This window comes from Flavobacterium psychraerolatum (assembly GCF_025960985.1).
Classification (GTDB): domain Bacteria; phylum Bacteroidota; class Bacteroidia; order Flavobacteriales; family Flavobacteriaceae; genus Flavobacterium.
The window spans coordinates 62,079-87,731 of the sequence record NZ_JAOQMX010000002.1 but is presented as its reverse complement, the minus strand read 5'-3'; the positions used below and the strand labels follow the sequence as shown (position 1 = coordinate 87,731).

General features: G+C 33.8%; 19 protein-coding genes. 3 read left to right on the top strand and 16 right to left on the bottom strand.

Translation table 11 applies throughout. The features are described 5' to 3' along the window. Window positions 1–3: 3 nt before the first annotated feature. The 12 genes from M2326_RS01385 to M2326_RS01330 all read right to left on the bottom strand — a co-directional run bounded on the left by M2326_RS01385 (window position 4) and on the right by M2326_RS01330 (window position 17,807). Window positions 4–1,401 (bottom strand): pyridoxal phosphate-dependent decarboxylase family protein, encoded by a 1,398-nt coding sequence (locus tag M2326_RS01385; RefSeq protein ID WP_264617767.1) that lies wholly within the window; start codon window positions 1,399–1,401, stop codon window positions 4–6. A gap of 96 nt (window positions 1,402–1,497) precedes the next feature. Further along, complete coding sequence (locus M2326_RS01380) at window positions 1,498–2,868, bottom strand: aldehyde dehydrogenase (protein WP_264617766.1); 1,371 nt, start codon at window positions 2,866–2,868, stop codon at window positions 1,498–1,500. Between the two features lie 541 nt (window positions 2,869–3,409). Next, the gene (locus tag M2326_RS01375; RefSeq protein ID WP_264617765.1) at window positions 3,410–3,667 is read right to left on the bottom strand and encodes a Txe/YoeB family addiction module toxin; all 258 of its coding nucleotides are present in this window, start codon (window positions 3,665–3,667) and stop codon (window positions 3,410–3,412) included. After that, window positions 3,668–3,922: a type II toxin-antitoxin system Phd/YefM family antitoxin gene (locus M2326_RS01370; protein WP_108739788.1), complete on the bottom strand. Its 255-nt coding sequence runs from the start codon at window positions 3,920–3,922 to the stop codon at window positions 3,668–3,670. Between the two features lie 312 nt (window positions 3,923–4,234). Next, window positions 4,235–4,492 carry a hypothetical protein gene (locus M2326_RS01365; RefSeq protein ID WP_264617764.1) on the bottom strand — a complete coding sequence of 86 codons (258 nt, stop codon included), beginning with the start codon at window positions 4,490–4,492 and terminating at the stop codon, window positions 4,235–4,237. Window positions 4,493–4,588: 96 nt separating this feature from the next. After that, a complete protein-coding gene (locus M2326_RS01360) occupies window positions 4,589–5,956 on the bottom strand; it encodes a hypothetical protein (RefSeq protein WP_264617763.1) in 1,368 nt (455 codons plus the stop codon). Between the two features lie 1,015 nt (window positions 5,957–6,971). Then, window positions 6,972–9,245, bottom strand: coding sequence for a helix-turn-helix domain-containing protein (locus tag M2326_RS01355; protein WP_264617762.1), 2,274 nt, complete (start codon window positions 9,243–9,245; stop codon window positions 6,972–6,974). Between the two features lie 586 nt (window positions 9,246–9,831). Then, window positions 9,832–10,458, bottom strand: coding sequence for an OmpH/Skp family outer membrane protein (locus M2326_RS01350; protein ID WP_264617761.1), 627 nt, complete (start codon window positions 10,456–10,458; stop codon window positions 9,832–9,834). Window positions 10,459–10,701: 243 nt separating this feature from the next. After that, window positions 10,702–11,550 carry a class I SAM-dependent methyltransferase gene (locus M2326_RS01345; RefSeq protein WP_264617760.1) on the bottom strand — a complete coding sequence of 283 codons (849 nt, stop codon included), beginning with the start codon at window positions 11,548–11,550 and terminating at the stop codon, window positions 10,702–10,704. 450 nt (window positions 11,551–12,000) lie between these two features. Next, a complete protein-coding gene (mnmG, locus tag M2326_RS01340; RefSeq protein ID WP_264617759.1) occupies window positions 12,001–13,872 on the bottom strand; it encodes a tRNA uridine-5-carboxymethylaminomethyl(34) synthesis enzyme MnmG in 1,872 nt (623 codons plus the stop codon). A 204-nt stretch (window positions 13,873–14,076) separates the two neighbouring features. Beyond that, the gene (gene ybeY, locus M2326_RS01335; protein WP_264617758.1) at window positions 14,077–14,496 is read right to left on the bottom strand and encodes an rRNA maturation RNase YbeY; all 420 of its coding nucleotides are present in this window, start codon (window positions 14,494–14,496) and stop codon (window positions 14,077–14,079) included. After that, complete coding sequence (locus tag M2326_RS01330) at window positions 14,493–17,807, bottom strand: hypothetical protein (RefSeq protein ID WP_264617757.1); 3,315 nt, start codon at window positions 17,805–17,807, stop codon at window positions 14,493–14,495. Before M2326_RS01330 ends, ybeY begins: the two co-directional genes overlap by 4 nt. A gap of 159 nt (window positions 17,808–17,966) precedes the next feature. On the opposite strand from M2326_RS01330, the gene gltX reads away from it, so the two are divergent. Both gltX and M2326_RS01320 read left to right on the top strand, forming a co-directional pair. After that, entirely contained in the window at window positions 17,967–19,478 is a 1,512-nt protein-coding gene (gene gltX / locus M2326_RS01325; protein WP_264617756.1) for a glutamate--tRNA ligase, read from the top strand. Between the two features lie 465 nt (window positions 19,479–19,943). After that, the gene (locus M2326_RS01320; RefSeq protein ID WP_264617755.1) at window positions 19,944–20,927 is read left to right on the top strand and encodes an SPFH domain-containing protein; all 984 of its coding nucleotides are present in this window, start codon (window positions 19,944–19,946) and stop codon (window positions 20,925–20,927) included. A 33-nt stretch (window positions 20,928–20,960) separates the two neighbouring features. On the opposite strand, the gene M2326_RS01315 is transcribed toward M2326_RS01320, so the two are convergent. The 4 genes from M2326_RS01315 to M2326_RS01300 all read right to left on the bottom strand — a co-directional run bounded on the left by M2326_RS01315 (window position 20,961) and on the right by M2326_RS01300 (window position 24,992). Beyond that, entirely contained in the window at window positions 20,961–21,215 is a 255-nt protein-coding gene (locus M2326_RS01315; RefSeq protein WP_264617754.1) for a DUF6327 family protein, read from the bottom strand. A gap of 3 nt (window positions 21,216–21,218) precedes the next feature. Next, complete coding sequence (locus M2326_RS01310) at window positions 21,219–21,569, bottom strand: competence protein (protein ID WP_264617753.1); 351 nt, start codon at window positions 21,567–21,569, stop codon at window positions 21,219–21,221. A 32-nt stretch (window positions 21,570–21,601) separates the two neighbouring features. After that, on the bottom strand, window positions 21,602–21,931 hold the full coding sequence (locus M2326_RS01305; RefSeq protein ID WP_264617752.1) for a YtxH domain-containing protein: 330 nt from the start codon (window positions 21,929–21,931) through the stop codon (window positions 21,602–21,604). A gap of 937 nt (window positions 21,932–22,868) precedes the next feature. Continuing rightward, window positions 22,869–24,992: a glutamine--tRNA ligase/YqeY domain fusion protein gene (locus M2326_RS01300; RefSeq protein WP_264617751.1), complete on the bottom strand. Its 2,124-nt coding sequence runs from the start codon at window positions 24,990–24,992 to the stop codon at window positions 22,869–22,871. 108 nt (window positions 24,993–25,100) lie between these two features. Between M2326_RS01300 and folB the strand changes: the two genes are divergently transcribed. After that, the gene (folB, locus tag M2326_RS01295) at window positions 25,101–25,460 is read left to right on the top strand and encodes a dihydroneopterin aldolase (RefSeq protein WP_264617750.1); all 360 of its coding nucleotides are present in this window, start codon (window positions 25,101–25,103) and stop codon (window positions 25,458–25,460) included. The last annotated feature ends 193 nt before the right edge of the window (window positions 25,461–25,653 follow it).

The following is a 25,653-nucleotide window of genomic DNA, read 5'->3' as shown; positions in this document are numbered from 1 at the left end:
TGTCTAGGTTTTCAAATTTTTCAGTACTTCAATAACCATATCTACATCACCGGATGTTGTTCGCCAGTTAACAAAAGCAGCTCGTATTCCTTTCTTTCCATTGTAAACCGTTGGCGTCATAAAAACTTTTGCTGTGGCATTTACTTTCGATAAAAAATCGACCACTTTATTTTGATTTTCGGCTCCAGCCAAAGTAAAACAAACAGTATTTAATCGAACGGGAGCAAGTAGTTCAAAATTAGAATCATTCTCCACAAAAGTACCCAACTGCTTTGCAAGGTCAACAGCATTTTCAACAATCTCCCGATATCCTTTTTTACCATAAGCCTTCAGCGAAAACCAAACGGGTAATGCCCTTAATCGTCGGGAATTTTCGGGAAGGAAATTTAGAAAATTAAAATTTTCTTGGGGATCACCCAAATAAGGAGCATTCGAGTTTTGAAAAGTTTCCACTTGTAACCTCTGATACTTTTCTTTGATCAAAAAAACAGCATTTTCATAAGGAACATTTAGCCATTTATGACAATCAATAGTAATACTGTCGGCTGTTTCCCAACCTTTTACCAAATGCTTGTACGCAGGCGAGCAGGCAGCAAACGCACCGAAGGCAGCATCGATATGCCACCAAAATTTATATTTTTGACGCAATTTTTCAATTGCTACGAAATCATCAAAATCTACCGTGTTTACTGTGCCTGCGCTAGTGATTAGGATAAAAGGTTGTCCTACAAGTGAAGCAATTTGCAGTTCGAGTGCTTCAAGATCAATTGCTTCTCTATTGCCAGCTAAAACTGGGACTTGCTCAAAATTATTACTTCCGATTCCTAACATTGATAACGATTTGATTGTTGAGGAATGCGGCACAGCCGAAAAAATTCGGATTTTCTCTGAAATTCCGTCCTTGGCAAAATCTTTTCCTTGCTGTTTACCAAACCATTGCCTAGCTACCGCCAAACACGTAAAATTAGACATGGTAGCTCCAGTTACAAAACCACCTGAGAAATCGTTTGGTAGACCAAAAAGATCCAAGATTAATTGGATTGTTTCGATTTCGATCAAAGCCGAAACATCACCCTGTCCTGCTATTGCTTGTGGGTTTTGGTCGTAAATGGTAGCAAGCCAATCTCCCATGATCGCTGCAGGTGTAGCACCCCCAACCACATAACCCCAATATCGAGGACCCGTGGCCGCAACCATAATTTTTTCGAACCTTTGATTGAATAATTCCAGCGTACTTTCGCCTCCAAAACCATTTTCGTTTAAGGGCAAAGTACTCAATTTTGGAGTAATGACTGAGGTAGGCCTGTCTTCGATTGCATCTAAAAAAGCAATGCCTTGCTTTTTTACTTTTTCAAGCAACGAAGCTAAGTCTTCCTGATCGTATTTTAATTGTTCATTCATATGTTTCTTTGAATATAAAGTAGTTTAAATGCTGTTAAAAATCAAACTGTATCCCAAAATGCTGTTTTTTCTATTTTCGAAAGCATTAATCATTGCCTAACCCAACATCCACTTGATCAGCTTCAGTTTAAAATCGGTATAAGGTGCATATTTGACATTTGGCTCCAACCAAGTGGGTTTGTCCAAAATACTTTTATAATGCGAAAAAGCATCAAAGCCATACTTGCCATGATAACTGCCCATGCCGCTGAAACCTACACCTCCAAAAGGCATATTGCTGTTGGACAAATGCATGATACTATCGTTTACGGCCCCACCACCAAACGAAACTTCGCTTAAAATTTTGTCAATCAGGGTTCGGTCTTTGCCATAAATATAGCAAGATAATGGTTTCGGACGGTCTTTGACAGCTGCAATGGCTTGGTCAAGATTTGTAAAAGAAAGCACTGGTAAAATTGGCCCAAAAATTTCATCTTCCATCACTGGGTCGTCGAAATTGACGTTTTGTAGAATTGTTGGATGAATGAGTCGTTTAGCCGCATCCATTTCACCACCAAAATACAATTTTTCACGATCGATTAATTTGGCTAAACGATCAAAGTTTTTGTCGTTTACAATCTGCACATAATTTTCGGTGAGACCATTTTTTAAATCATAGAATTCGGTTATCGTGGTGGCAAGGATTTTTAAAAATTCCTCTTCAATTTTCTTTTCGACCAAAATGTAATCGGGTGCTACACAGGTTTGACCTGCGTTAAAAAATTTAGCCCAAACGATCCTTTTTGCGGTCATTTTCAAATCTGCATCTGCCATAACAAAAGTCGGACTCTTCCCTCCTAGCTCAAGCGTTACGGGTGTGAGCAGTTTTGCAGCCGCTTGGTATATAATGCGTCCTACGGGAATACTACCCGTAAAAAATATTTTATCAAATCGATGGTTTAACAATTCTGTGGTGGTTTCGACGCCACCTTCGACTACATATAAAAAATTCGAAGGAAAATTTTCGTTTATAATTTTAGCCATCACTGCAGCCGTGCGCGATGGGAGTTCGCTAGGCTTGATCATCACCGTATTCCCTGCTGCAATGGCCGTGATTGCCGGTAACAGCGATAACTGGTACGGATAATTCCAAGCACCGATCACCAAGGTAACGCCAAGCGGTTCGGGAATGATATAGGATTTGGCCGGAAAATTTGCCAGTCCTGTGGCTACTCGCCTGCGCTTACTCCAGCTTTTGATGTTTTTGATAAAGATGTTAATTTCATGGTACAACAATGAAAACTCAGCCGAATAGGTATCGAATTTTGATTTCCCAAAGTCTTCGTAGATGGCGGTGTACATTTCATCTTCGTGCGCTTTGAGGACAGATTTTATTTTTTGCAATTGCTCAATTCGGAAGCTGACTTCTTTGGTTTGGTTCGAATTGAAAAACTCAAGTTGTTGTGTATAAATATTTTTGATTTCCATAGTACTGTAATTCAATTTTTATAAACAAATACGTTGCAAATACTGCAATTGATGGTTTAATTATTGATCCAGAATAAAAACTACTCTCCTAACCTAATTAGCTTTCGAAACAGCGTTTTAATTCTATTCTAACAAAGTAAAACCTTTTGCAGGATCAACACGCAACCATTAACACAACTTTAAAGCCATTTGCAAAGCAAAACACGCTAAAACAACAACAATGTCACGGAAATGATTTTGATTCTTAAAAACGCTTGTTTTTTGGGCATTCCCTTCGGTCCGGGTTATCCGCACTCGCTTTATTGTTCCGTCCCGAAGCGTCGGGACTGCACAACAAGAGCTCAAACAATCGCTCCTATCCCTAATGCGGGTTTAGGGGATAATTGGGCGTTTTTGGTTAAAATTTGGATGGAACTATAAAGATTTCGATTTCATTTTTCTAAAAAAGTATGATTGCAGTAAACAATCGTGTTGCAAAAATTAAGACTTATGGAAAAATAAAATAGGTGCTTTCTTCAAACAATCAGAAGCTGTAGTACAGTTAATCGTAATGATGTCTACATTTCAAAATTTGAATTTCATCATTGATAAATCTAAAAATTAATCTATGTTCATCATCAATTCTTCTGGACCAAAATCCAGCATATTTGTGTTTCAAAGCTACTGGTTTTCCTATTCCTTCAAAAGGATTTCTTGAAATATCTTTGAGTAAATCATTTATTTTTTTTACTTTCTTCTTGTCAATTTTTTGCCAATACAAATAATCTTCCCAAGATTCATCAACAAATACATATTTCATTTAGTCTTCAATTAAGTCTTTAGAAATTGTGTTTCCATTCTTAAATTTATCAATTGCAGCATCTAACCTTCGTTCGTTCATTCTGCTTGATAATTCATAATTTGTTGCCATAAGCGAGTTATATTCTTCAAGTGAAATAACAACAATCCCCGAATCTTTCCCACGATTTATAATTAGAGTTTCAAAGTTTATTGCTACTCTATCAAAGTAAGATTTGATATCTTTTCTGAAATCTGAAATATTTGTGACTACCATAATTTACGTATATTGTACAAATTTATGTACAATATTTTTATTTTATACAATTTTTGTCAAAATATTGAAACAAAGATCTCAGATCGTGCTTGACTGCATCGAGTCCAATTTTAATTTTGAAAAAAAAATTTAGCGTTTGCAACGTGGTGCCTTCTCACACAAAAATATTTTCAGATGAAGTACAAATTAGTACTGACTAATAAAATAAACTTCCTCTTTTTAAAATATCCGCGCTGCAAACGCTACGATCGGTTTTTTTTATGAAAGTAAGTATTAGTAGTAAATGTGCAGCAGTTTGGAGCGGGGTTACAGTTATCCATTGACGGGACTTGCCAAGAACCTTTGAATAAGATTCTTAGCAATTTCGATTAATTCTTTAGCATCGATATTTGGATTTTTTTCTAAGTATTCATTTGCTAATCTATTAACATTTTCGGTCACTTCATTAACATTTTCACTAACATATTTTAACCGATTAGATAATCCACCTATGGTTTTGTCATTTTTATAAGGACTGTTATCGATGTATTTTTCAACTTCTGATTTTAGAATTTGTTCTATATCCGTCATGTTTCTGTTTATTTTAGTGTTTAAACTGTATTATAACGATTCGCCACTTCACGAATTTATTGATAAAAGCGGGACCTTTACTGTTAGGTGCAGTTTTTATTTAATCCATTGTGTTAATTGATTTAAAATTATTGGTGAAATTCCTGACCCTGTTATTTCAACCGCTAATTCGTAAATCAAATTTAGTCCACTTTTCACAATATTAAATTTCGGTTGTTCACTTTGTAATTGAGATGTTACTCGATTAATTTCATTTTCAATATGCAGTTTATTATCATTATTAATCGTTTCGATTTCTTCTTGCAATGATTTTAGAACATCAATTATTGAATTGATATTTTCACTATTAAGTTCAAAATTATTATTGTTTCCGATTGCATTATTATTATTGTTACCTGTATTTACAATTTGATTTCCATCCTCATTATTGTATATATTTGCTATTTTAGTGTTTACTATCATTTTTGGTATTTTTGTTTGGATTTGTTTAAAATATTGCTTTTCATTTTGAAGCCATTTTTTGATTATTTTCACGTATTTAATTTCTGTGGTATTAAATTCTTTTAATAATTCGTCTTGCCTTATTTTATGGTTTGCAGAAATTATATCTATTTCAAACTTCTCCTTTTCTTTTAATTTATTCTCATCAGATAATTTTGTTGTATCAATACTGCTTAATAAGTTTTTAGTTGTATTGATAAGTATTTCAATTAATTCTGTTTGTGTTTTTACCTTAAACTTTGTAATTCCTAAATATTTATTATGCTTTGGTTCATATAGCACCAATTGAATTGGAAATTTATTGTTTAGGTCCTTTTTAATAGTTTGAAAAAAGCTTAAATCTGGAAAAGTTTTTTGCCATTTTTGAAAAGTAGAAAATAGTAAATTCAAGTCTCTATTATCATTTTCATTTAGTTTATTTTTTTCATCTGCATCAAAATATTCAAGTAGCATTCTTTTTTTAACTTTTGTAAGATTACATTTTTCAATATCTGAATTTTCTATGAAATACTTTAAACTTGACCAATAATTACTTGCTCCTATATCTGGAGTTCCGAAACTATGTAAATTGTATTCAATGTAATCTGTTATTTCTTCATACCAATTATCCAATTCTATTTTTTTACTAATAAAATGTTCCGTATTTATTAAGTGATTAAATATTTTGGCTGGAACATTCTTATATTTATCCTTATTAAACCATTTTCTTAAACTAATTCTTTTATGTTCGTCACAACAATAAGGAAATATTTCAAACCAATCTTCAAAATTTTCCTTTAAGCCTTTGTGGTATTCACAGCAATAAGGAAAGTTTTCGGGGATTTCTAAATCTGAAATAGGTTTAATATCAAAACCATATTCTTCAATGTAATCGGCACTTATAGATGTAAAAGGTTTCCCTTTCTTAAAATCATCAAGAAAAGAATTGCATTCGTCGATATGAAGTGTAAAATCTCTATTCATTGTAATATCACGCAAAACTGCACTTAACTACTTTATATGTGGTATAAACATTCGTAAATACACCTAAAAACAGGTAGATAAGCGAAGGTTTGTTTCGCTTTATTTATTTCTCCAAATATAATAATTTTTTCCTACAAAATTCTAATTTAGACACTCTATAAACATTTTCAGCTTTTCACAACTGATAAAAAATAGCAAATAAGGAAACCATACTTCCTTCCTAGCCCCGATTGAAGTAAAAATCCTTTTATGGTGACGAAAGGAACCATAAAAGATTGTAGCGGAAAGCGGGAACCATACTTCCTGAAAAAGCTATTATTTCCGCTCCAAAAAAAGCAGCTAATTCAAACTTGCTTTAACCATTTTCAATTCTTCCCATCTGAATTTGTCTCCCATTTTTTATTTAATGGGAAAATTATCTAAAAAAATTGCAACGGATGCACAGCTGGTCGCTTTATAACCAGTCAAAAATACTCTTTAAAAAAGCTTCCTGCTGATCAACAAACAAATAATGTGAACAATTATCTACCAAAACAAATTGTTTACTACCAACGATTCTGCTCATTTTCTTCATTTGTGCCTGGCCAAAAATGCTATCCTGCTTTCCGTAAATGCCGCACACTTTGATTTGAGTTTTTAATTTCTTGGAAGCGTTCTTTAGTTATCATTATCTCTGTTTTTTTGGTGAATATATCTGCTAACGTGCATATAAACGAAACAAACCTTCATCTATACACCCAAAATTGGATGGCTTTACAAATGAATCATTTCGTTTTATTACTTTCTCCAAATATATTATTTTTTTCTTACAAAAATCTAATACAAACTGGCCTTAGACCTTTTCAATACTTCTAAACTGATAAAAAATAGCAAATTAGGAAACCATACTCCCTTCCTAGCCCCGATTGAAGTAAAAATCCTTTTATGGTGACGAAAGGAACCATAAAAGATTGTAGCGGAAAGCGGGAACTATACTTCCTGAAAAAGCTATTATTTCCGCTCCAAAAAAAAGCAGTTAATTTAAACTCGCCTTGAACATCTTCAGTTCCTCCCAACTGAATTTGTCACCCATTTTTTCTTTCATTGGATTCAGGGATTCTTCTTGGTAGAATTGGAATGCTTCTGTCAATTCTGTGATTTTATCGGCAGGTAGTATGTCTGTGATGGCGACTCTTTTGGCTTGAATTAATTTGACCAAATGGCTCTCAATAGTTTGATCGGTTAATTTTCGCAAAATAGCGATTTCGGCAATAGAATTTTTGGCTTGCCAGAGTTCGAAAGTTTCGTCTACGGTGGATTTTTTAGGGCCTTTTTTGTCGGTTTTTTGCTTGGCGGCGTAACGATCTACATCGGCTTCGTCTTCAATCAAAGTCACATGGGTTTCTTTGAACTGGTTTTGGATAGCGTTGGTTTTTCGAGACAAATAATTCCTGATGTCGCTGGAGGTTAGTTTCTCTTTGGAGATGCTCTCGCCGGCAACTACGGTTTCGATTAGCAACTTGGCTTTCATCAATCGCAATACCGATTTGGACTGAAAATCTTCTAGCACTTTGAGCTCTTCGTAGCGGGTTTTGGCTTTTTGCAAGCATTTTACTTCTTCGATTTTCCAAAGAATTTCAAACACCAATTCGTCCAGAGCGGGCAGGAAATAATTAAAAGCAGCTTCGATACGTTGTGAAACGTGCAATAAGTCGACGGTTTCTTGCCTGAAGATGTTATTGAGCTGTACAATGAACTTCTGAGCCGATACATACAGCCCGTCCATCATCACAAAATATTTGTTGGCCCATACCGCATGCGCCGATTTGGCTGGCACTTCGGGATCTTCGTTGTAACTGTATTTGTGAGTGCGCCATTCTTGTGCCAATTCTTGCCAATCAAAACTGTTTATGAGGTAGTTATGAATAAAATTTTTGGTTTCGAAATGGAGCGAATTTTTTAAAGTCTCGTCTGTGGCTTTGTTTTGGGCGTATTCCATGACTTCTTCGTCATTGGAAATGCCGTTCATGCGCAACGGAGAAAGCAAAATAAGCCCTTCTAACGAGCGCAAACGTGATAATGCTACATAGGCTTGCCCAGGCATGAAAACTTGCGAAACATCGATCGCAGCTTTATCAAATGTTAGTCCTTGGCTTTTGTGTACCGTAATCGCCCAAGCCAACTTGAGTGGATATTGTACAAAAGTCCCCAAAATCTCTTCCTGAATCTCCTTGGTCAGCGGGTCAACAGTGTATCGAATGTTTTGCCACTCGTACTTGTCTACTTCGATGGTTTTATTTTCTTCGGGAAAATGCACTCGCACTTCTTTGGTCGAAAGGGATTTGATTACTCCCATTTTTCCGTTGAAATAATGTTTGTCTGCTGACAAATCATTTTTGACAAACATGACTTGTGCACCCAATTTTAAACCCAATTCTTTTTCAAGCGGATACATTTTTTCGGGAAAGTCATCTGTGATTTCAGGTTTGTAGCTAACCAAACTTCCTTCCAAATCGGCCAAGGCTTGGGCATTCATCGTATCGGCTTTGGCATTGTGGGTGGTCAGAGTAATATACCCTTTGTTGGCTTTTAGGTCAAAATTGGGTTGTACGTATTGGTTTAACGCCTGCACATCTGCACCGGTAATGGTATTGTTTCGTAAATTGTTGAGTACGGATATAAATTTATCATCGCTTTGACGGAAAATTTTAGACAATTCAATATACAAAGGAGGACTTTGTTGCACGGCATGCGAATGGAAAAAGAATTTTCCACGGTAGTAATTACGTAAAGTGCTCCACTCCTCGTCCCGAATCACGGGTGGCAATTGCAACAAATCACCAATATACAATACTTGAACACCGCCAAAAGGCATGGATTTTTTGCGAACGGTTTGCATCATAAAATCGATTGCATCCAACAAATCGGGACGCAACATACTGACTTCGTCAATGACAAGCAATTCCATGTTTTGGATCACTGCTTTCTTGGTTCCACTCATTCTAAAATGGCGTTTCAAACTGTCTTTTGACTCAAATTTGGTGCGCTCATTGAATTGCGAAGCCACATTAAAAGCTGGAATAAATCCGCCAAAAGGCAATTGAAACATGGAGTGAATGGTCACCCCACCCGCATTAAGCGCAGCGATTCCTGTAGGTGCAACGACGACCGTATTCTTGTGAGTAGTTTCAATGATTTGGCGTAGAAGTGTCGTTTTTCCCGTACCCGCTTTTCCCGTAAGGAAAATAGAACGCTGGGTTTGGTTGATAAATTGCAAGGTGTATTTTGCGGCTTCGGTTAGGGTTTGCATGGCGTGTAAAATGAAAAATGTAAGTGGTAAATTTACGTTTTTTTGGATATAAAAAACAAGATAAAATCAAAGAAGGGCTTCGACAAGCTCAGCCTGACAAATAACACTGAGGTGATTGAAAAGCTATTGGCTAATAAACAAATTTAAGGAAATCATCAAACGTAGGCTTCGACTCCCGAAATTTCGGGACAGCCTGACAAATAGCACTTTCAAAATATAGTATATAATCCAAAATATTGCGGAACTATACAAACATAATGGCTATAACTCGTTTTTTTTATTTTTTTAATCGCCATCAATTCGTGCAATTAGACTTATGAGTCTTAAAATTCGTGACAATTGGTGTAATTCGTGTCGACTTTTTTTAAGTTAAAGCCCGTTTTTTATTCCTCAAAACGCTATCAATCAAAACAACAAGAATCCATCAAACTAGGACTTCGACAAGCTCAGCCTGACAAGATCACGCAGTACAAAGTTTCGACACTTTACATTAAAGAACAGCCTGACAAAAAACTTCATATTTTAGCATAAAAAAACCTCCATTCTAAATTAGAATGAAGGTCTTTTGTATTGTTTTCGAAAAGAATTACTTTTTAGTTTCTTCTTTTACTTCTTCTACTTTTTCTTCTTTTTTGTCTTTAGAAGCATATTTGTCATTCAATTCTTTGATGATCGTTTTTGTGATATCAAATTTATCTTCTGCGTACAATACAGATGCTACATCACCTGTACCATAGATGTATGCGTAACCGTTCTTTTTACCGTAGTCTTTGATGAATTTTTTCACACCTGTAACAAGCGTATCCATTTCTGCACCACTAGCTTGTTGTAATTGTTGAGACAAAGCTTGTTGTGCATAACCCAACTGTTGTTCTCTTTTTTGCAGTTCTGCACCACGTTTTTGAGCCCATTCTTGTCCGTTTGCTTGTGCTTGCGATTGAAAATTAGCAGCATCTTGTTTGAAACGATTAATTTCAGCTTCCAACTGTCTTCCTTTTTCTTCAGACTGTGCTTTGTATTTTGCTTCAAGGTCTTTTGCCTCTGTGTATTCTTTCATCAATTCTGAAGTATCAACATAAGCAGTTTTTACTTCTTTCACTTCAGCTTGCTTTTGACATGATATAATCGAAATTGCCATTGCAGCAATTATTAAAACTTTTTTATTCATTTTTTTTGTATTACTATTTTTTAATTCTTGAGTTGATACTTTCATTTTGGTTTTTTGTAATTGTTGTGATTGGAACAAAAATATAAAAAATTTGTTTGAAACCTAAAAATGTTTGAAAATAGTCTCTTTTTCGCACTATTAGATTTCTTTATCATTGTTTAAAAAAACATCATTTAAAGCTATAAAAAGTGACTTTTATAGCTTCAATTTAAGCGATTTTCGAAAAATCCGATACATAATCCACCTTTCCGCATTAAATCGAGCCGTAAAACCTGCTTAAAATGATTTTTACTTATTTTTTAGCACATAAATGTGTGATGAGTACTCCATATCCCGTTTTGCCTTGGCATTTGATCGTAAACCGATAAAAAATGCTTTAACGAAATTCATTTTCCCAGTTTTGTATTTTTCAGAAAGTAAACTAACGTAAAAAGAATCAAATTTCATGGGTAGTACTTTTTTAAGTTCCATTCCTTCTTTTTCAAAAAGTTTCTGAATTGCTTTTTTGGAGAAATGCCAAAAGTGAATCGGCACATCATAAGCAGCCCAAAACTCTTTGTAATGTTTTGCATCGAATGATTTAAAATTCGGAACTGCAATAATCAAAGAGCCCGAAGGTTTTAATAAACGTTTTAATTCCTTAACCTGAAAATCCAAATCAGGCACGTGTTCCAAAACATGCCACATCGTAATTACGTCAAAAGAATGATCTTGCAATTCAGAAGTTGCATTTACAAATTCAATTCCTTTTGATACTGCTATGTTCTTGGCTCTATCACTTGGCTCTACTCCTATTGCTTTCCATCCGTTCTCTTTGGTCACACTTAAAAAATCACCAGTACCTGCACCAATATCAAGAATACTCCCTTTTGAAGGTTGCAACTCATTAATTAGATTCAGTTTATTTTTTAAAGCAATTCCTTTTACCAAATGGTATGCTTTCTCGAATAGTGATCTTTTGTTATCAGTATGCGAAATATAATCTTCACTCTCATAATATTTACCCAGCACTTCTAAACTAGGTTGCGGATGTGTAACAAGCATATCCAAAGACTCATCATGATAGAGATCAAAAACCTCTTTGGAAACCGAATGGTCTTTTACAGTAAGAAAATGTTTTTTATTTGAAATATTCATTTTTTAGTTTAGTATTCAGTCTCGGTTTTCAGTCTTCATTGTATTTAGATTGAAAATCAAACTTCACAGTTTAATTAATTTTTAATAACTCTCTTGGTAGTGATAGCAGGACTTACAGCCGTAGTTTCACGTGGAACAATGTTTGGTATTCTTTTGCAGTATTCAGTATTCAGTCGCAGTTGTCAGTCGCAGTTGTCAGTCACAATATTCAGTATTTGGTCGCAATTTACAGTCTTAATATTTACTTATAGTGCTTATTCAATATAATCAGGCACAGTATCCAGTATCAGTATATCATCTGAGCGTAATATTATAATCCTCTGCTTCCAGCATAAGCTTAAACATTCGGAACATTTAAACTAATTACAAAGTAAACTCAATAATTGAAGCCTAATACTCAAAACTGAGATTGAGACCGAAGACTGAGACCGAAGACTGAAAACTAAATCATCACCTTCCCATATACACTAACAAAACAGAAATATCACTTGGCGATACCCCACTTATACGTGAGGCTTGCGAAATGGTTACCGGTTTTATTTTACTTAATTTTTGTTTTGCTTCAATAGACATTGATTTAATTTTGGTATAATCAAAGTCTTCTGGAATTTTGACATCTTCCAAACGAGTTAGCTTATCGGCATTGTTTCGTTCCTTTTCAATATAACCTGAATACTTCACTTGAATCTCTGCTTGCTCTAAGATTTCTTGGTCAACATCATTGTTTTCAATATATTCTTTCACTTTATCAAATTTCTTCATATCTGATAAATCAATTTGAGGACGTGAGAAAATCTTAAACATTTTATCTCCTTGGGAAATTGTAGCAGTTTCTTTTTCGATTAAAATTGGATTGGCCTCTCCTACCGATACGCTTGTGTCTTTGAAAAAATTAACCATTTTTTCCGATTCGTTGAATTTATGTTCCATGCGACGCAAACGAGCTTCGGATGCTAAACCAATTGCATTTGACATTGGCGTCAATCTGAAATCGGCATTATCCTGACGCAAAAGTGTTCTGTATTCCGCACGTGAAGTAAACATTCTGTATGGCTCTTCTGTACCCTTGGTAATCAAATCATCGATCAAAACACCAATATAAGCTTCATCACGTTTCAAAATTAACGGCGCTTTTTCATGCACTTTTAAATGCGCATTGATACCCGCCATCAATCCTTGAGAGGCTGCTTCTTCATATCCAGTTGTTCCATTAATTTGTCCAGCAAAATACAAACCTGAAACCAATTTAGTTTCGAGTGTATGCTTCAATTGTGTTGGAGGAAAGTAATCGTACTCGATTGCGTATCCTGGACGAAAGAACTTCACATTCTCAAAACCGACAACAGATCGCAATGCTTTGAACTGAATATCTTCTGGCAACGAAGTTGAAAAACCATTTACATAATACTCACAGGTTTTCCACCCTTCCGGTTCGATAAACAATTGGTGACGTTCTTTATCAGCAAAACGATTAATTTTATCTTCAATCGAAGGACAATATCTTGGCCCTAAACTTTTGATTCGACCGTTGAACATTGGCGAACGATCAAAACCTTCTCTCAATATGTCATGCACCTCCAAAGAAGTGTACGTCATATGACAAGACCTTTGATGAATCAAAGGAGAGGTTTCATCGGAATACGAAAATTTATCTGGTTTCACATCTCCTTTTTCTTCGTTCATTTTCGAAAAATCCAACGAGCGACCATCCACACGCGGAGGCGTTCCTGTCTTCATTCGGCCAGCTTCAAAACCAGCATTCACCAAATCTTCGGTAATTCCGTAAGCTGCACTCTCCCCTGCTCGTCCTCCTCCAAATTGTTTTTCTCCAATATGAATCAAACCATTCAAAAAAGTACCATTGGTCAAGACCACCGATTTGGATCGAATCTCGACTCCAAGCGAAGTTTTGATTCCTTTGATTTGACCATTTTCGATAATCAAACCTTTTACCATTTCCTGGTAAAAATCTAAATTTGGAGTCCCTTCCAACATCATTCTCCACTCTTCTGCAAAACGCATTCGATCTGATTGAACTCTCGGAGACCACATCGCCGGACCTTTTGATTTGTTCAACATCTTGAACTGAATAGCAGTCTTGTCAGACACGATTCCAGAATACCCTCCCAACGCATCGATCTCCCGAACGATTTGTCCTTTGGCAATTCCACCCATCGCAGGGTTGCAAGACATCTGTGCGATGTTCTGCAAACTCATGGTCACAAGCAAGGTTTTCGAACCCAAATTCGCTGCTGCTGCTGCTGCCTCTGAACCAGCGTGACCGGCACCAACTACAATTACATCATATTCTTCTTGAAACATTTTTTTATTTTTGATTTAGGATTCAGGAACAAGGATTACATCCATATTCATGAATCTATTTATATTGTTCCACGTGAAACACTGAATTAAGGATTAATGATTTTTTGATTTAGGATTGAAAATATATCTAAACGTTCCACGTGGAACATGTCAATAAATTTACTTCTACAAATTCTAAATAAAGAAATCCTGACTCCTTAAAGACTAATGTTTCACGTGGAACATCTTCATTTTTTCTTCTTCCTTTGAGCGCATTATAACTTCATCCTTCTCACCCTTGTCTTTGTATCCACAGTAATGTAAAATACCGTGTACCAATACACGCTTCAATTCTTCATCAAAAGAAACCTCAAAGTCTTTAGCGTTATCAATTACACGTTCAATAGAAACATATACATCCCCATGTAATTCATTACCCATCGAATAATCAAAGCTAATAATATCTGTAAGCGTATCGTGATTGAGGTACTCCAAATTTATCTTGTGCAAATACTCATCATCACAAAATATATAATTGATCTCCCCTTCTTTTTTACTTTCAGAAACGATAACAGCAGACAACCAAGTCTCATATGCTTCTTCGTTTTCTAAAACAAATTCATTTTCGTAATTAAAACTAATCATCTTTTATTAAAATATTCTTGAACTTTCTGTTCAAAATTAGAGCGCAAAGGTAACGATTGTCTGTTTAAAATTTCAATACTGTTCAAATATTCTAATAGCTCATTTGGTAGCGCATTAGAACGATTTTGAAACTCCTTTTTGCCTGATTCAGACTGACGTTTATTATCTTGGTTTTGCTCTTGAATAGCCGTCTCCAATTTCAATAATTCTTGCTTAACATTTAAGATCCTTTGCAATACTTCATTATTAAAACCCTTGTTTAATAATTGTTTTTCAATTTGCTTCATTTGATCAAGAGCACTGTTACCACGATTCCCTAGACCCTTTTTATTTAATTCGTTTTCTAATGCCTCACGCAGTTCTCGTTGTTCCTTATAAATCTCCATAATCTCTTTTGCATTTCCTTCGCCGTCTTCACCAGATTGTCCATCTTTACCACTGCCAGCTTCGCCCGCTTTTCCATCCTTTCCGTCCTTACCTTTACCAGATTCGCTACCCGATTTCATACCATCTTTCATCTTGTCCCCTAAACCTTTTTGCTTTTTAATTATATCAGGCAACTGCATCCCCATACCTTCACCTTGACCTGGTTTGGGTTTACCTCCAGCTTTACCCGATAGTGACATTTGCATATTAGATAGAATTTCGCTTAGAAAATCACCCAACACATTAGCAGAAGTGATAGCGTATTGTTGATACGAAACTCCCTTAGAAATTTGAGAGTTAGTAAAACTATCCAGCGACTTATCCATATTGTACTGCACCGCTCCTACTTCCTTAGTGATTTGTTCTGCAATTTTAGGATTACGTAAGGACATGGCAAACAAACTATCATCAACATGTTTAAACTGCACCTTCAGGTTTTGCTGCAACTTGATATTACGATTTAATGATGGAGCACCTGAATTTACAGTTCGAAATTGGCGCATTAAATCTTCCTCAGAATTGGAAAATGCAAGCAAATTGTCCAACACTTGACGAAGCATCTTTACATCTTCCTCCAACTGTTCTTTCTCACTATCTCCTACACTTTGTTTCATTTTTTGAGAAAGTGATTTCATTTTTTGAGCGGCAGACTTTTGTTTAGGCTTAGCCTTAGCAGTATTGTTATTATCCAATTCTTCCTTGGCTTTGTCCATGTCATCAGCAATACTCTTTTCTAACTCCTCCTCTTTTGGCAGGTCCAAACTAGATTTTAACTCTTTATTTTCTTTATCCAAGGATTTTAAATCCTCCTTAATTTTATTGAATTCCTCTTTAATTTTATTTTGTTTAGTAGATACATCCCTACTAGCATCTTCCGCCAACTTATCTTGTTTGTCTGCAAGTGCATTTAATTTCTCAGCAAGCTGTTCCGCTTTTTTCTCTACATAATACTTCTTCGTTAACTCCACCAACTGCTCCAAACTCTTGGTTTGATTCTTACTATTTTGTTTGAACTTATCTAACTTCTGTAGTAAATCATCATTTTTTATTTTGTCATTTAACTCTTTAAGCTCCTTCAAAAGCTTTTCGTTTTTGTCTAAATCCATCTTAGTTTCTTCTAAACGCTTCTGCAATTCCTCTTTAAATTGATCTTCTTGTTTAGGATTACTTTGATCTAGATTCTCCTTCATCTTATCAGTAAATTGTTTCATCAATTCATCTTGCTTCTTTTGACGTTGAATAAAATCATTTACATTTTGCTGCTCTTTAAAATCAAAATTATTTTTCTCTTTACCCAATTGTTGCAACTTATCCATTACAGAAAATTGTTTTGTCTGCTCTTTCAATGACTTTTGCAAACCATCAATATTCTGAGATTGCTCTTGTAAAGCTTGATCTGCTTTTTCGATATCAGTTGCTATTCGATTAGAAAATACGGTAGATTTGGCACTTTTAAAATGATGTAAAATATCATTGTCATACACTTCAAAATAGTAATCGTAGTCTACCCCTTTTTGTACAGGGAGGTTTGCAGGAAAAGCAAATACAAATTGATCTACTGTTTTTCCCTTCAATGCAATTGTTCCACGTCTGGCAGTGCGTTCTTGCCCATGTACATAATACACCACTTCTAATTTATGCAAACCAATATCATCTGCAATTTGGCCCAAAACATATTGCTGTTTCATCTTTAAACTATCAGGAGCAACGCCTACATTGATAGAAGGAAACTGATCTTTGACGGTTTGAAGCTGATAATGTAAATTTTCAAAGTTTTTAATCGCATTATTTGAAGTAATAATTTGATATTCTGTACTTTGACCGATTACTTTACTGAAATTAAAGGAATTATCCGTTTTACTGAAAACAGAAGTGTTATTATCTTCTACGAAATCAACTTTTTGGGTGGCTATAGTACTTAACTTCCAACTTACACGTGTACCTTCGGGCAGGATAGCATTACCTGAGCCCTCAATAATTTCGGGTTGCCTGTTAAGATAAGAAGGGAAATTTAATTGCATAACAAAATTAGAAATGGCCGGTACCTGAACAACTTTCACAACATAATCAGGAGAACTGATCCCGTTGGCCTCCACGTGAAACAAAACAGAGTTCATCGGTTTACTCAAAGTATATTGAAAAACACCTGGCTTAATGGATTCTAAAAAATAACTTTCGTCACCGATATGAATACTCGCATTCTCGGGAACTACATTACCAACTGTTCTTACTTGAAACACAAAATCTTTTGATTGTTCCGTAACCATGTTCTTATTCAAAACGACAAATTCGAAAGGTGCGGGTGGACTGAATTTTTGATTGTAGTGCACTACCCTATTTAGACTTTTAGAAAAGATTTCATTATTACCAGAAAAATAAAAGACTGCAAATATTACCACTGGTACCAATGCTAGAGGTAAAAACTTCTTATTCGAATTAAAATTAATAGCATTACCAAACGGAATTGGTTGCAATACATTTGCTTTTTGTTGAATAGATGCTACCACTAACTCTGAATCGGCATTGGACATAGAACCATCAGCAAGCTGTAAAAAATTGGTCAACTGATCTTTTACCTCTGCAAAATGATCACCAATAATTACTGAGGCTGTTTTATAATCTATTCCTTTTTGTAATTTGAAAAGTTTGAAAAGTGGAAATAAAATGAAACGTACCAATAAAAACCCTTCTACAAATACAAATATCCAAAACAATAGCGTTCTAGCAGCCGGACCCAACCACAGGAAGTACTCCACAAAAAGCGTGAATATCAAGTATAGCAACCCTAAGCCTACAAAAAGTAAACTACCACGAATGAGTTCATTGGTGTAGAATTTTCGAATAAAAGCTTCTAACTTTTGATAAATGAAATGTGATGCCTCCAAGATAATAAGGGTCTAAAGTTTGTAACCACTAAAAGTAATAATTTAAACGGTATAAGAAATGTTAAGAAACAGCTATTTTTCAAAGCAATAGCAATAAACAAAAATTGAATTAATCTGTTTAACTAATTGAAATCGTATCTTTGCACAAAATTTAAACAAATGTCAAAGCAAGTTAGAGTGCGATTTGCACCAAGTCCAACAGGACCATTACATATTGGCGGCGTAAGAACCGCACTATTTAATTATTTATTTGCAAAGAAAAACGGTGGTACTTTCTTTTTAAGAATTGAAGATACCGATCAAAACCGTTTTGTACCGGGTGCCGAAGAATATATCATGGAAGCACTTGAATGGTTAGGAATTGCTCCTGATGAAACTATTGGGAAAAATGAAAAGTTTGGACCTTATAAACAAAGCGAAAGAAAACATTTGTACCAACAATACGCAGATCAGTTAATTCAATCAGGATGGGCTTATTACGCTTTTGATACTGCAGAATCACTTGACGCACATAGGAAACAACATGAAGAGCAAGGTAAAACCTTTATCTACAACCACCATAATAGAGAAAAACTAGATACATCTTTGGTTTTATCAACAGAAGAAACTAAGGCACGCATCGCTGCAGGTGATGCTTATGTTATCCGTTTTAAAACTCCGGTAAACGAAACCTTGCACTTGGAGGACATCATTCGTGGTGAAGTAAAATTTGATACGAACTTACTTGATGATAAGGTTTTATTTAAGAGTGACGGTATGCCAACCTATCATTTGGCAAACATTGTTGATGACCATTTAATGGAAACATCACACGTAATACGCGGTGAAGAATGGTTACCGTCTATGCCACTCCACGTGTTATTGTACAGAGCTTTTGGATGGGATGCACCAGAATTTGCTCATTTACCACTAATTCTAAAACCAGTTGGTAATGGAAAATTATCAAAAAGAGATGGCGATAAACTAGGATTCCCTGTTTTCCCATTGGAATGGACAGACGCTTCAAGCATGACACAATCGTCAGGATATAGAGAAAAAGGATTTTTCCCAGAAGCTGTTGTTAACTTTTTGGCATTATTGGGATGGAATGATGGTACAGATAAAGAACTATATTCACTTGAAGAATTGGTTGCAGCATTTGATTTGAAACGTGTACATAAAGCGGGAGCAAAATTTGATCCTGAAAAAAATAAATGGTTCAACCACCAATATTTAGTACAAGCAGAAGATTCAAAACTAGCAGCTGACTACGCTCCTATTTTGGAAGAAAATGGATTTACTCCTTCGATCGAAAAAATAACGAAAATTGTTTCTTTGATCAAAGAGCGCGCACATTTTGTATCTGAGTTTTGGGAAATGAGTGATTTCTTTTTTGTGGCACCATCAGAATACGATGCTAAAGCGAGCAAAAATTGGAAAGAAGAAACACCAGCCTTGATGCAACAATTGATTACTGTTTTGGCAGCTATCGAAGATTTTACATCTGTGAATATTGAAACCATCGTAAAAGAATGGATGACAATTAATGAAATTGGAATGGGTAAAGTTATGCAACCTTTCCGATTAAGTTTGGTTGGAGCACTCAAAGGACCTCACCTATTTGATATCGTAGAAGTAATTGGAAAAGAAGAAACAATTGCAAGAATAAATACAGCTATTGCAAAATTGTAATAGTACCATAACATAAAAAAGGGATCCTATCATAATGTGATAGGATCCCTTTTTGTTTATTAGTACTTGCACTTTCTAAAAATAAATAATCATATTTCCGTTCCACATACTCACGTTACCTTTGAAGTTGCCAACAGTTGTATTCGAATTAAGATTACTAAAAATATTTGTTAATCCATATTGATAGGCAGCTCTAAAACGGATTTGCTTCCCTCCTGCTGTTACACCAATTGTGGGATAAAAATTGATTTTTGAAATGTCAACAATATCTTTTGCTAACAGGGTGGAACTATAATTATTATTATTTTTGATTGGTAGTAAGTATCAAATCTCTCATGGTAGAAAAATTGAACTAAAAAAGAAATAAGTTAAATGAATTGATTTTTTCATATTAAACAAATTTAGCCACACAAACCTAAAGTATATTTTGTAGATTAGAGGAATTATCAACCAAAAAAAATAAAAATGGGCACAACATTAGTTATATTATTAGTTATTGGATTATTTGTACTCTTCTCCTCCTTCTTCACAGTGAGGCAACAAACAGCAGTAATTATAGAACGATTTGGAAAATTTCAAAGCATAAGACAATCAGGACTGCAATTGAAAATCCCAATTATTGATCGCGTTGCCGGACGAATGAATCTAAAAATTCAACAATTGGATGTTATTATAGAAACCAAAACCAAAGACAATGTATTTGTAAAGTTGAAAGTATCGGTACAATTTATGGTCGTAAAAGAGACTGTATACGATGCCTTTTATAAATTGGAATATGCACACGATCAAATTACCTCATACGTATTTGATGTAGTTCGTGCAGAAGTTCCAAAAATGAAATTGGATGATGTGTTTGAACGTAAAGATGATATTGCAATCGCAGTAAAACGAGAATTAAATGAAGCAATGACTACTTATGGTTACACAATCATAAATACATTGGTAACAGATATTGATCCAGATATCCAAGTGAAAAATGCAATGAACAGAATCAATGCTGCTGATAGAGAAAAAACAGTAGCTGAATTTGAAGCAGAAGCATCTAGAATTAGAATCGTTGCCAAAGCAAAAGCAGAAGCAGAAAGCAAAAGATTACAAGGACAAGGAATTGCAGATCAAAGAAGAGAAATTGCTAGAGGTTTAGTTGAAAGTGTTGATGTATTGAACAGAGTTGGTATCAATTCTCAAGAAGCATCTGCATTAATAGTTGTCACACAACACTATGACACCTTACAAGCTATTGGTGCTGATAGTAACTCAAATTTAATATTATTACCTAACTCTCCTCAAGCAGGAAGCGAAATGCTCAATAACATGGTAGCTTCTTTTAGCGCTTCAAACCAGGTTGGTGAAATGATGAAAAAAGGAAATAAGAAAAAAATAAAAAAAGAAGATTATACAACTCCAGAATATCTTGAACCTCCAATAGATGAAGAAAATGAAGACTAAAGAATGATCACCCTATTGCATAAAAAAAGAAGCCTAACGGCTTCTTTTTCTATTTATAAGCCATTTGAATAGCAATGGCAACATTAGTTTGTAATAATTGCTATATGAGCCTGTAAAGACTCCCGCAAAGCCATCAAAAAGATTTTTACTTATTCCGGTTGGTGTGAACTGCTGTTTGGTCCTTTGAAAGCCCAAAACTATTTTTTGATAATTAATTTGCTTCTCTATATCAAGAATTTCGAGATCTGCTTCTATTTGTTCAAATGAACTATATATTTTTTTCTCCATAATTTAACTATTAAAAAATAATAAAGAACATTTTTTTAATAATGGTCCCTCTATTAATTTTCTTTTTAAAATATACAATAACAAAGTTACTATGACATAACCTCCTGCTACTGCAAGAAAACCTTGTGCATAACTACCAAAATAGATACTTAATGCAAAAGCTAAACCTAAAGAACCAAAGAATAAGACCATTAAAAATGAAATTGATACTAAAGCAAATTTCAAAATAGAAAAACTAGATTTCATTGCTATCTTGAAAAATTTCAGCTTATAGAAAGCTAAATTGTGATCAACATAAGAACGTCCTTGTTCCTTAATGTATTCTGCATTTTCTTTTAAATCTTCAAAAGCCATACACTGATTATTTTTTTTTTAAACCTTCACTATTATTTTTGAAGCTTTGCATTTTTATCTTTTAATTCTGATAATTTAATTTCGAGAAAAGAAATTACATCTTCTGTCTTGTAGCTCAAGTTCGAAAGTAAATCTTCATAACTTCCTTCCAAATCCACTTTACCAGATGATAATTTAGTTTTTACTTCACTAGAAAGTTTATCAAATTTTTTCTTCAAATCTTTCTCAGCATCTTTATAACTGTCTTTGATTTTTACTCTTGTTTTTGAACCTTTTTCTGGAGCGAACAAAATTCCTACTCCTGCTCCAATTGCAGCACCTGTTGCAAGTGCTAAAATTGTTTTTACTGAATTATTTGACATAACGTTGTTGTTAATTGTTAATTTTCATAAAGATAATTAATTTTGATCGTAGAAACAACTGTAACACAGAGATTATATAATATTTTAACAAAAAAAAACTTTAAGAAAAAATATTTAAAATAATTTAAAATTGTAAACTATAAATTAATAATTGTATGCATGAGCATTATAATGACCACTTATTATTTTTAAATTAAAGAAGATGTCACAATTTTACAGACTTTCATTTACTTTTTGGATGTGTTCTAAATAATAAAAATAACTGTTTTTATCCTTTATCAAAAATGTTAAATTATCTAAATCAAACAGTACATTATTATATTCTAATTGGGATTACTACACATCATTTTTGAATTAATCGCTACGTTCAGTACTATCATTTTGGAGATTGATGCTGTATAATTTAAAAAAATTATCTAATTCCATTGGTAAATAACCAATTCCTACCCTACGTGATAAAATGTTATAAGTCATTTTGAAATTTAATAAAATTAACTTCAAACAATTTTGCTATTTCTCATATATTCTTATTTACAGAAAAAGTTTAATTAGATGGAAAATTTTCAATCGACATAGACTATAAAGTAAATTTGTAAAATATTTTTATGAACGATAATAAAAGCTTTACTCATTAAACTTGAATAAATTATTCATATACTGTAAGGACAGTTTTCAATTTAAATCAAAAATGGATTTTAATAAAAAATATATTTCACTGTAAAATTGAGTCAGAAAAAGTAATAAATGATATAAAATTAAAATAAGACATTCTAATGAACTAAAATAGTGTGTAATATAAATTACTATAACAAATAATTTTTAATACCTAAAAAACAAGTTATAGTATCATTTTTTATAAATAAAAACTATAATTATTTTAAAAACAATCATAAATTATAATAATAAAAAAAAGCACTTAAAAAAGTGCTTTTGATAATTAAAGTTTATTTAATAATTTTTCCATATATTCTTTTTCCCTCTCGGTGGTACTTTTTGATGGATTGGCTTCCAATTTCAAAATTTCGTCTTTGAAGCTATTTACAAAACTAGGATCAAAATCCAAATCGTATAAATTCAAAATAGCTCTTAAACGAACAAACGAAGATTCACTACGTAGCGACATCGTAATTAATTTTGAAAGTTCTTCAGTATCATAATCAGAAATCTTCAAAGAAGAATATTTTAAAATCAAATTGGCAAACAATAAAGAACTCTTATTATTGTTTATATTTTTTCGAAAAGAATTCTGCAACAAGCTGTAATTTGAAATTCCACTTAAGGTCTCCCCTATTGCTTTTCTTATCACGATGCGCTCTTCTCTACTTCCTACTTTGAAATATTTGTTAATATCCTTCAAAGAATTATTGATACTATTGGTTTCTTTTTTTCCTTTTTCTTCCCAAGCATCTTTTAATCCAACAGTCTTATTGATTACTATTTTTTCAGGAGTTGAGTCCTTATCCACAGCAAAATAACCTAAACGTTGAAACTGAAATTGATCACCAACTTGCGCTCTAGCCAAACTTGGCTCTAGGAAAGCAGTTGAAACAGTCAAAGAACTCTCGTTCATAAAATCAAGAAAGTTTTTCTCTTTGTGACTATCTGGTGCCTCATCAATAAACAATCGATCGTACAAACGTACCTCTGCCTCAATAGCATGCGCTATAGAAACCCAGTGCAAAGTACCTGCTACTTTACGTTGAGAGGCTTCACTTCCACTTCCGCTACGGCTATCTTCATCATAAGTTACTTGAATTTCTATAATATTTCCCAATTCATCTTTAGTAACCGATTCACCTTTAATAATATAACCGTTCTTTAAACGAACTTCATTTCCTAGACTAAGTCTAAAAAACTTAGGAGGAGCTATTTCCAAAAAGTCTTCTCTTTCAATAAAAATTTCTCTAGAAAAAGGAACAGTTCTAAAACCAGCAGATTCATCCTCTTGATTATTTTCGGCTTCTAGAAGTTCTTCTTTGCCTTCTGGATAATTAGTAATAACCACTTTTACCGGATCTATAACAGCCATTACTCTAGGAGCTATTTTGTTTAAATCATCACGTAAACAAAATTCTAATAATGAAAAATCAATAATATTTTCACGCTTGGCTACACCAATATTTTCACAAAACTTACGAATAGAGTTGGCTGTATAACCTCTTCTTCTTAAACCAGAAATTGTAGGCATACGTGGATCATCCCATCCTGTTACAATCTTATCTTGAACCAATTGCAGTAATTTTCTTTTGCTCATTACAGTATAATTCAGGTTCAAACGTGCAAACTCATATTGATGTGGTCGCACTTTGTTATCATCATAAATTTGATCCAAAAACCAATTGTATAATTCTCTATGCATTACAAATTCAAGTGTACAAATCGAATGCGATACTTGCTCGATATAATCACTTTCACCGTGAGCAAAATCATACATTGGGTATATCTTCCAATCATCACCTGTACGGTGATGATGGCGGTGTAAAACTCTATAAATTAATGGATCACGCATCAACATATTGGTCGATGTCATATCAATTTTGGCACGTAAAACATGACTTCCTTCTGGAAAATCACCATTTTTCATCCCTTCAAATAAAGATAAATTGTCAGCTACAGAACGATTTCGGTAAGGTCCATCCACTCCTGGTTGTGTAGGTGTCCCTTTTTGTGCTGCCATATCTTCAGAAGATTGACTGTCAACATAAGCTTTACCATTTTTTATCATCTTTACAGCCCAATCATACAACTGCTGAAAATAATCTGAGGCATAGCGTTCCTCTTCCCATTCAAAACCCAACCATTGTAAATCTTCTTTAATTGCATCTACATATTCTTGCTCCTCTTTGGCAGGATTGGTATCATCAAAACGTAAGTTTACTGGCGCATTGTACTTTAACCCTAAACCAAACTGTAAACAAATTGATTTTGCATGCCCAATATGCAAATACCCATTTGGTTCTGGGGGAAAACGAAAACGTAATTTATCTTGTGGAAAACCATTTGCTAAGTTTTCTTCAATGATTTGTTCTATAAAATTAAGTGATTTATCTTCGGTAGCCATTATTTTGTTTTATTTTAGCAAAGATAAAAAAAGCTAGTTTAAAATGGTTTAAAGTTTAAAGTTTGTCGCACTTAACTTTACACAATACACGTTATAATTTAAAAAAATATGGGCATTATAAAATTAAAAAACATTAGAACATTTTCTTTTCACGGTTGTTTGGTAGAAGAATCAAAAATAGGATCTGACTATAGTGTTAACTTAGAAATTAAAACAGATTTGACTACTTCTTGTTTATCTGACGAACTAAAAGATACCGTAGATTATGTTTTACTAAATAGAATTGTAGTTGAAGAAATGGCTATTCGTTCTCAATTATTGGAACATGTAGCACAAAGAATTATTTTTAGAACATTTAATGAATTACCTGAAATAACTAAGGTTATTGTCGAAGTTTCAAAATTAAATCCTCCTATTGGTGGTGATGTAGAGTCAGTTACCATAAAATTAAAGGAATATAGAAAATAAAATACAGAAAATACGGTGAAAATTAAAAGGGGAAAAGGGAAAATTTAATTCAATAGTTTATAAATTTTTAATTACTTTACTTACTGCATGTTATATAAAAAAAAACAATATAAATTGTAGAGATCTTTATTTAATTAAAAATTTTGAACTTTAAACTTTTAATTTTTAAACTTTTTGATTACTTTTGTCACCC

What these genes read in the sequence shown, in the direction of transcription:
- M2326_RS01385 (WP_264617767.1), bottom strand. Translation starts at nt 1,401, where the DNA reads ATGAATGAACAATTAAAATACGATCAGGAAGACTTAGCTTCGTTGCTT.
- M2326_RS01380 (WP_264617766.1), bottom strand. Translation starts at nt 2,868, where the DNA reads ATGGAAATCAAAAATATTTATACACAACAACTTGAGTTTTTCAATTCG.
- M2326_RS01375 (WP_264617765.1), bottom strand. Translation starts at nt 3,667, where the DNA reads ATGAAATATGTATTTGTTGATGAATCTTGGGAAGATTATTTGTATTGG.
- M2326_RS01370 (WP_108739788.1), bottom strand. Translation starts at nt 3,922, where the DNA reads ATGGTAGTCACAAATATTTCAGATTTCAGAAAAGATATCAAATCTTAC.
- M2326_RS01365 (WP_264617764.1), bottom strand. Translation starts at nt 4,492, where the DNA reads ATGACGGATATAGAACAAATTCTAAAATCAGAAGTTGAAAAATACATC.
- M2326_RS01360 (WP_264617763.1), bottom strand. Translation starts at nt 5,956, where the DNA reads ATGAATAGAGATTTTACACTTCATATCGACGAATGCAATTCTTTTCTT.
- M2326_RS01355 (WP_264617762.1), bottom strand. Translation starts at nt 9,245, where the DNA reads ATGCAAACCCTAACCGAAGCCGCAAAATACACCTTGCAATTTATCAAC.
- M2326_RS01350 (WP_264617761.1), bottom strand. Translation starts at nt 10,458, where the DNA reads ATGAAAGTATCAACTCAAGAATTAAAAAATAGTAATACAAAAAAAATG.
- M2326_RS01345 (WP_264617760.1), bottom strand. Translation starts at nt 11,550, where the DNA reads ATGAATATTTCAAATAAAAAACATTTTCTTACTGTAAAAGACCATTCG.
- mnmG (WP_264617759.1), bottom strand. Translation starts at nt 13,872, where the DNA reads ATGTTTCAAGAAGAATATGATGTAATTGTAGTTGGTGCCGGTCACGCT.
- ybeY (WP_264617758.1), bottom strand. Translation starts at nt 14,496, where the DNA reads ATGATTAGTTTTAATTACGAAAATGAATTTGTTTTAGAAAACGAAGAA.
- gltX (WP_264617756.1), top strand. Translation starts at nt 17,967, where the DNA reads ATGTCAAAGCAAGTTAGAGTGCGATTTGCACCAAGTCCAACAGGACCA.
- M2326_RS01320 (WP_264617755.1), top strand. Translation starts at nt 19,944, where the DNA reads ATGGGCACAACATTAGTTATATTATTAGTTATTGGATTATTTGTACTC.
- M2326_RS01315 (WP_264617754.1), bottom strand. Translation starts at nt 21,215, where the DNA reads ATGGAGAAAAAAATATATAGTTCATTTGAACAAATAGAAGCAGATCTC.
- M2326_RS01310 (WP_264617753.1), bottom strand. Translation starts at nt 21,569, where the DNA reads ATGGCTTTTGAAGATTTAAAAGAAAATGCAGAATACATTAAGGAACAA.
- M2326_RS01305 (WP_264617752.1), bottom strand. Translation starts at nt 21,931, where the DNA reads ATGTCAAATAATTCAGTAAAAACAATTTTAGCACTTGCAACAGGTGCT.
- M2326_RS01300 (WP_264617751.1), bottom strand. Translation starts at nt 24,992, where the DNA reads ATGGCTACCGAAGATAAATCACTTAATTTTATAGAACAAATCATTGAA.
- folB (WP_264617750.1), top strand. Translation starts at nt 25,101, where the DNA reads ATGGGCATTATAAAATTAAAAAACATTAGAACATTTTCTTTTCACGGT.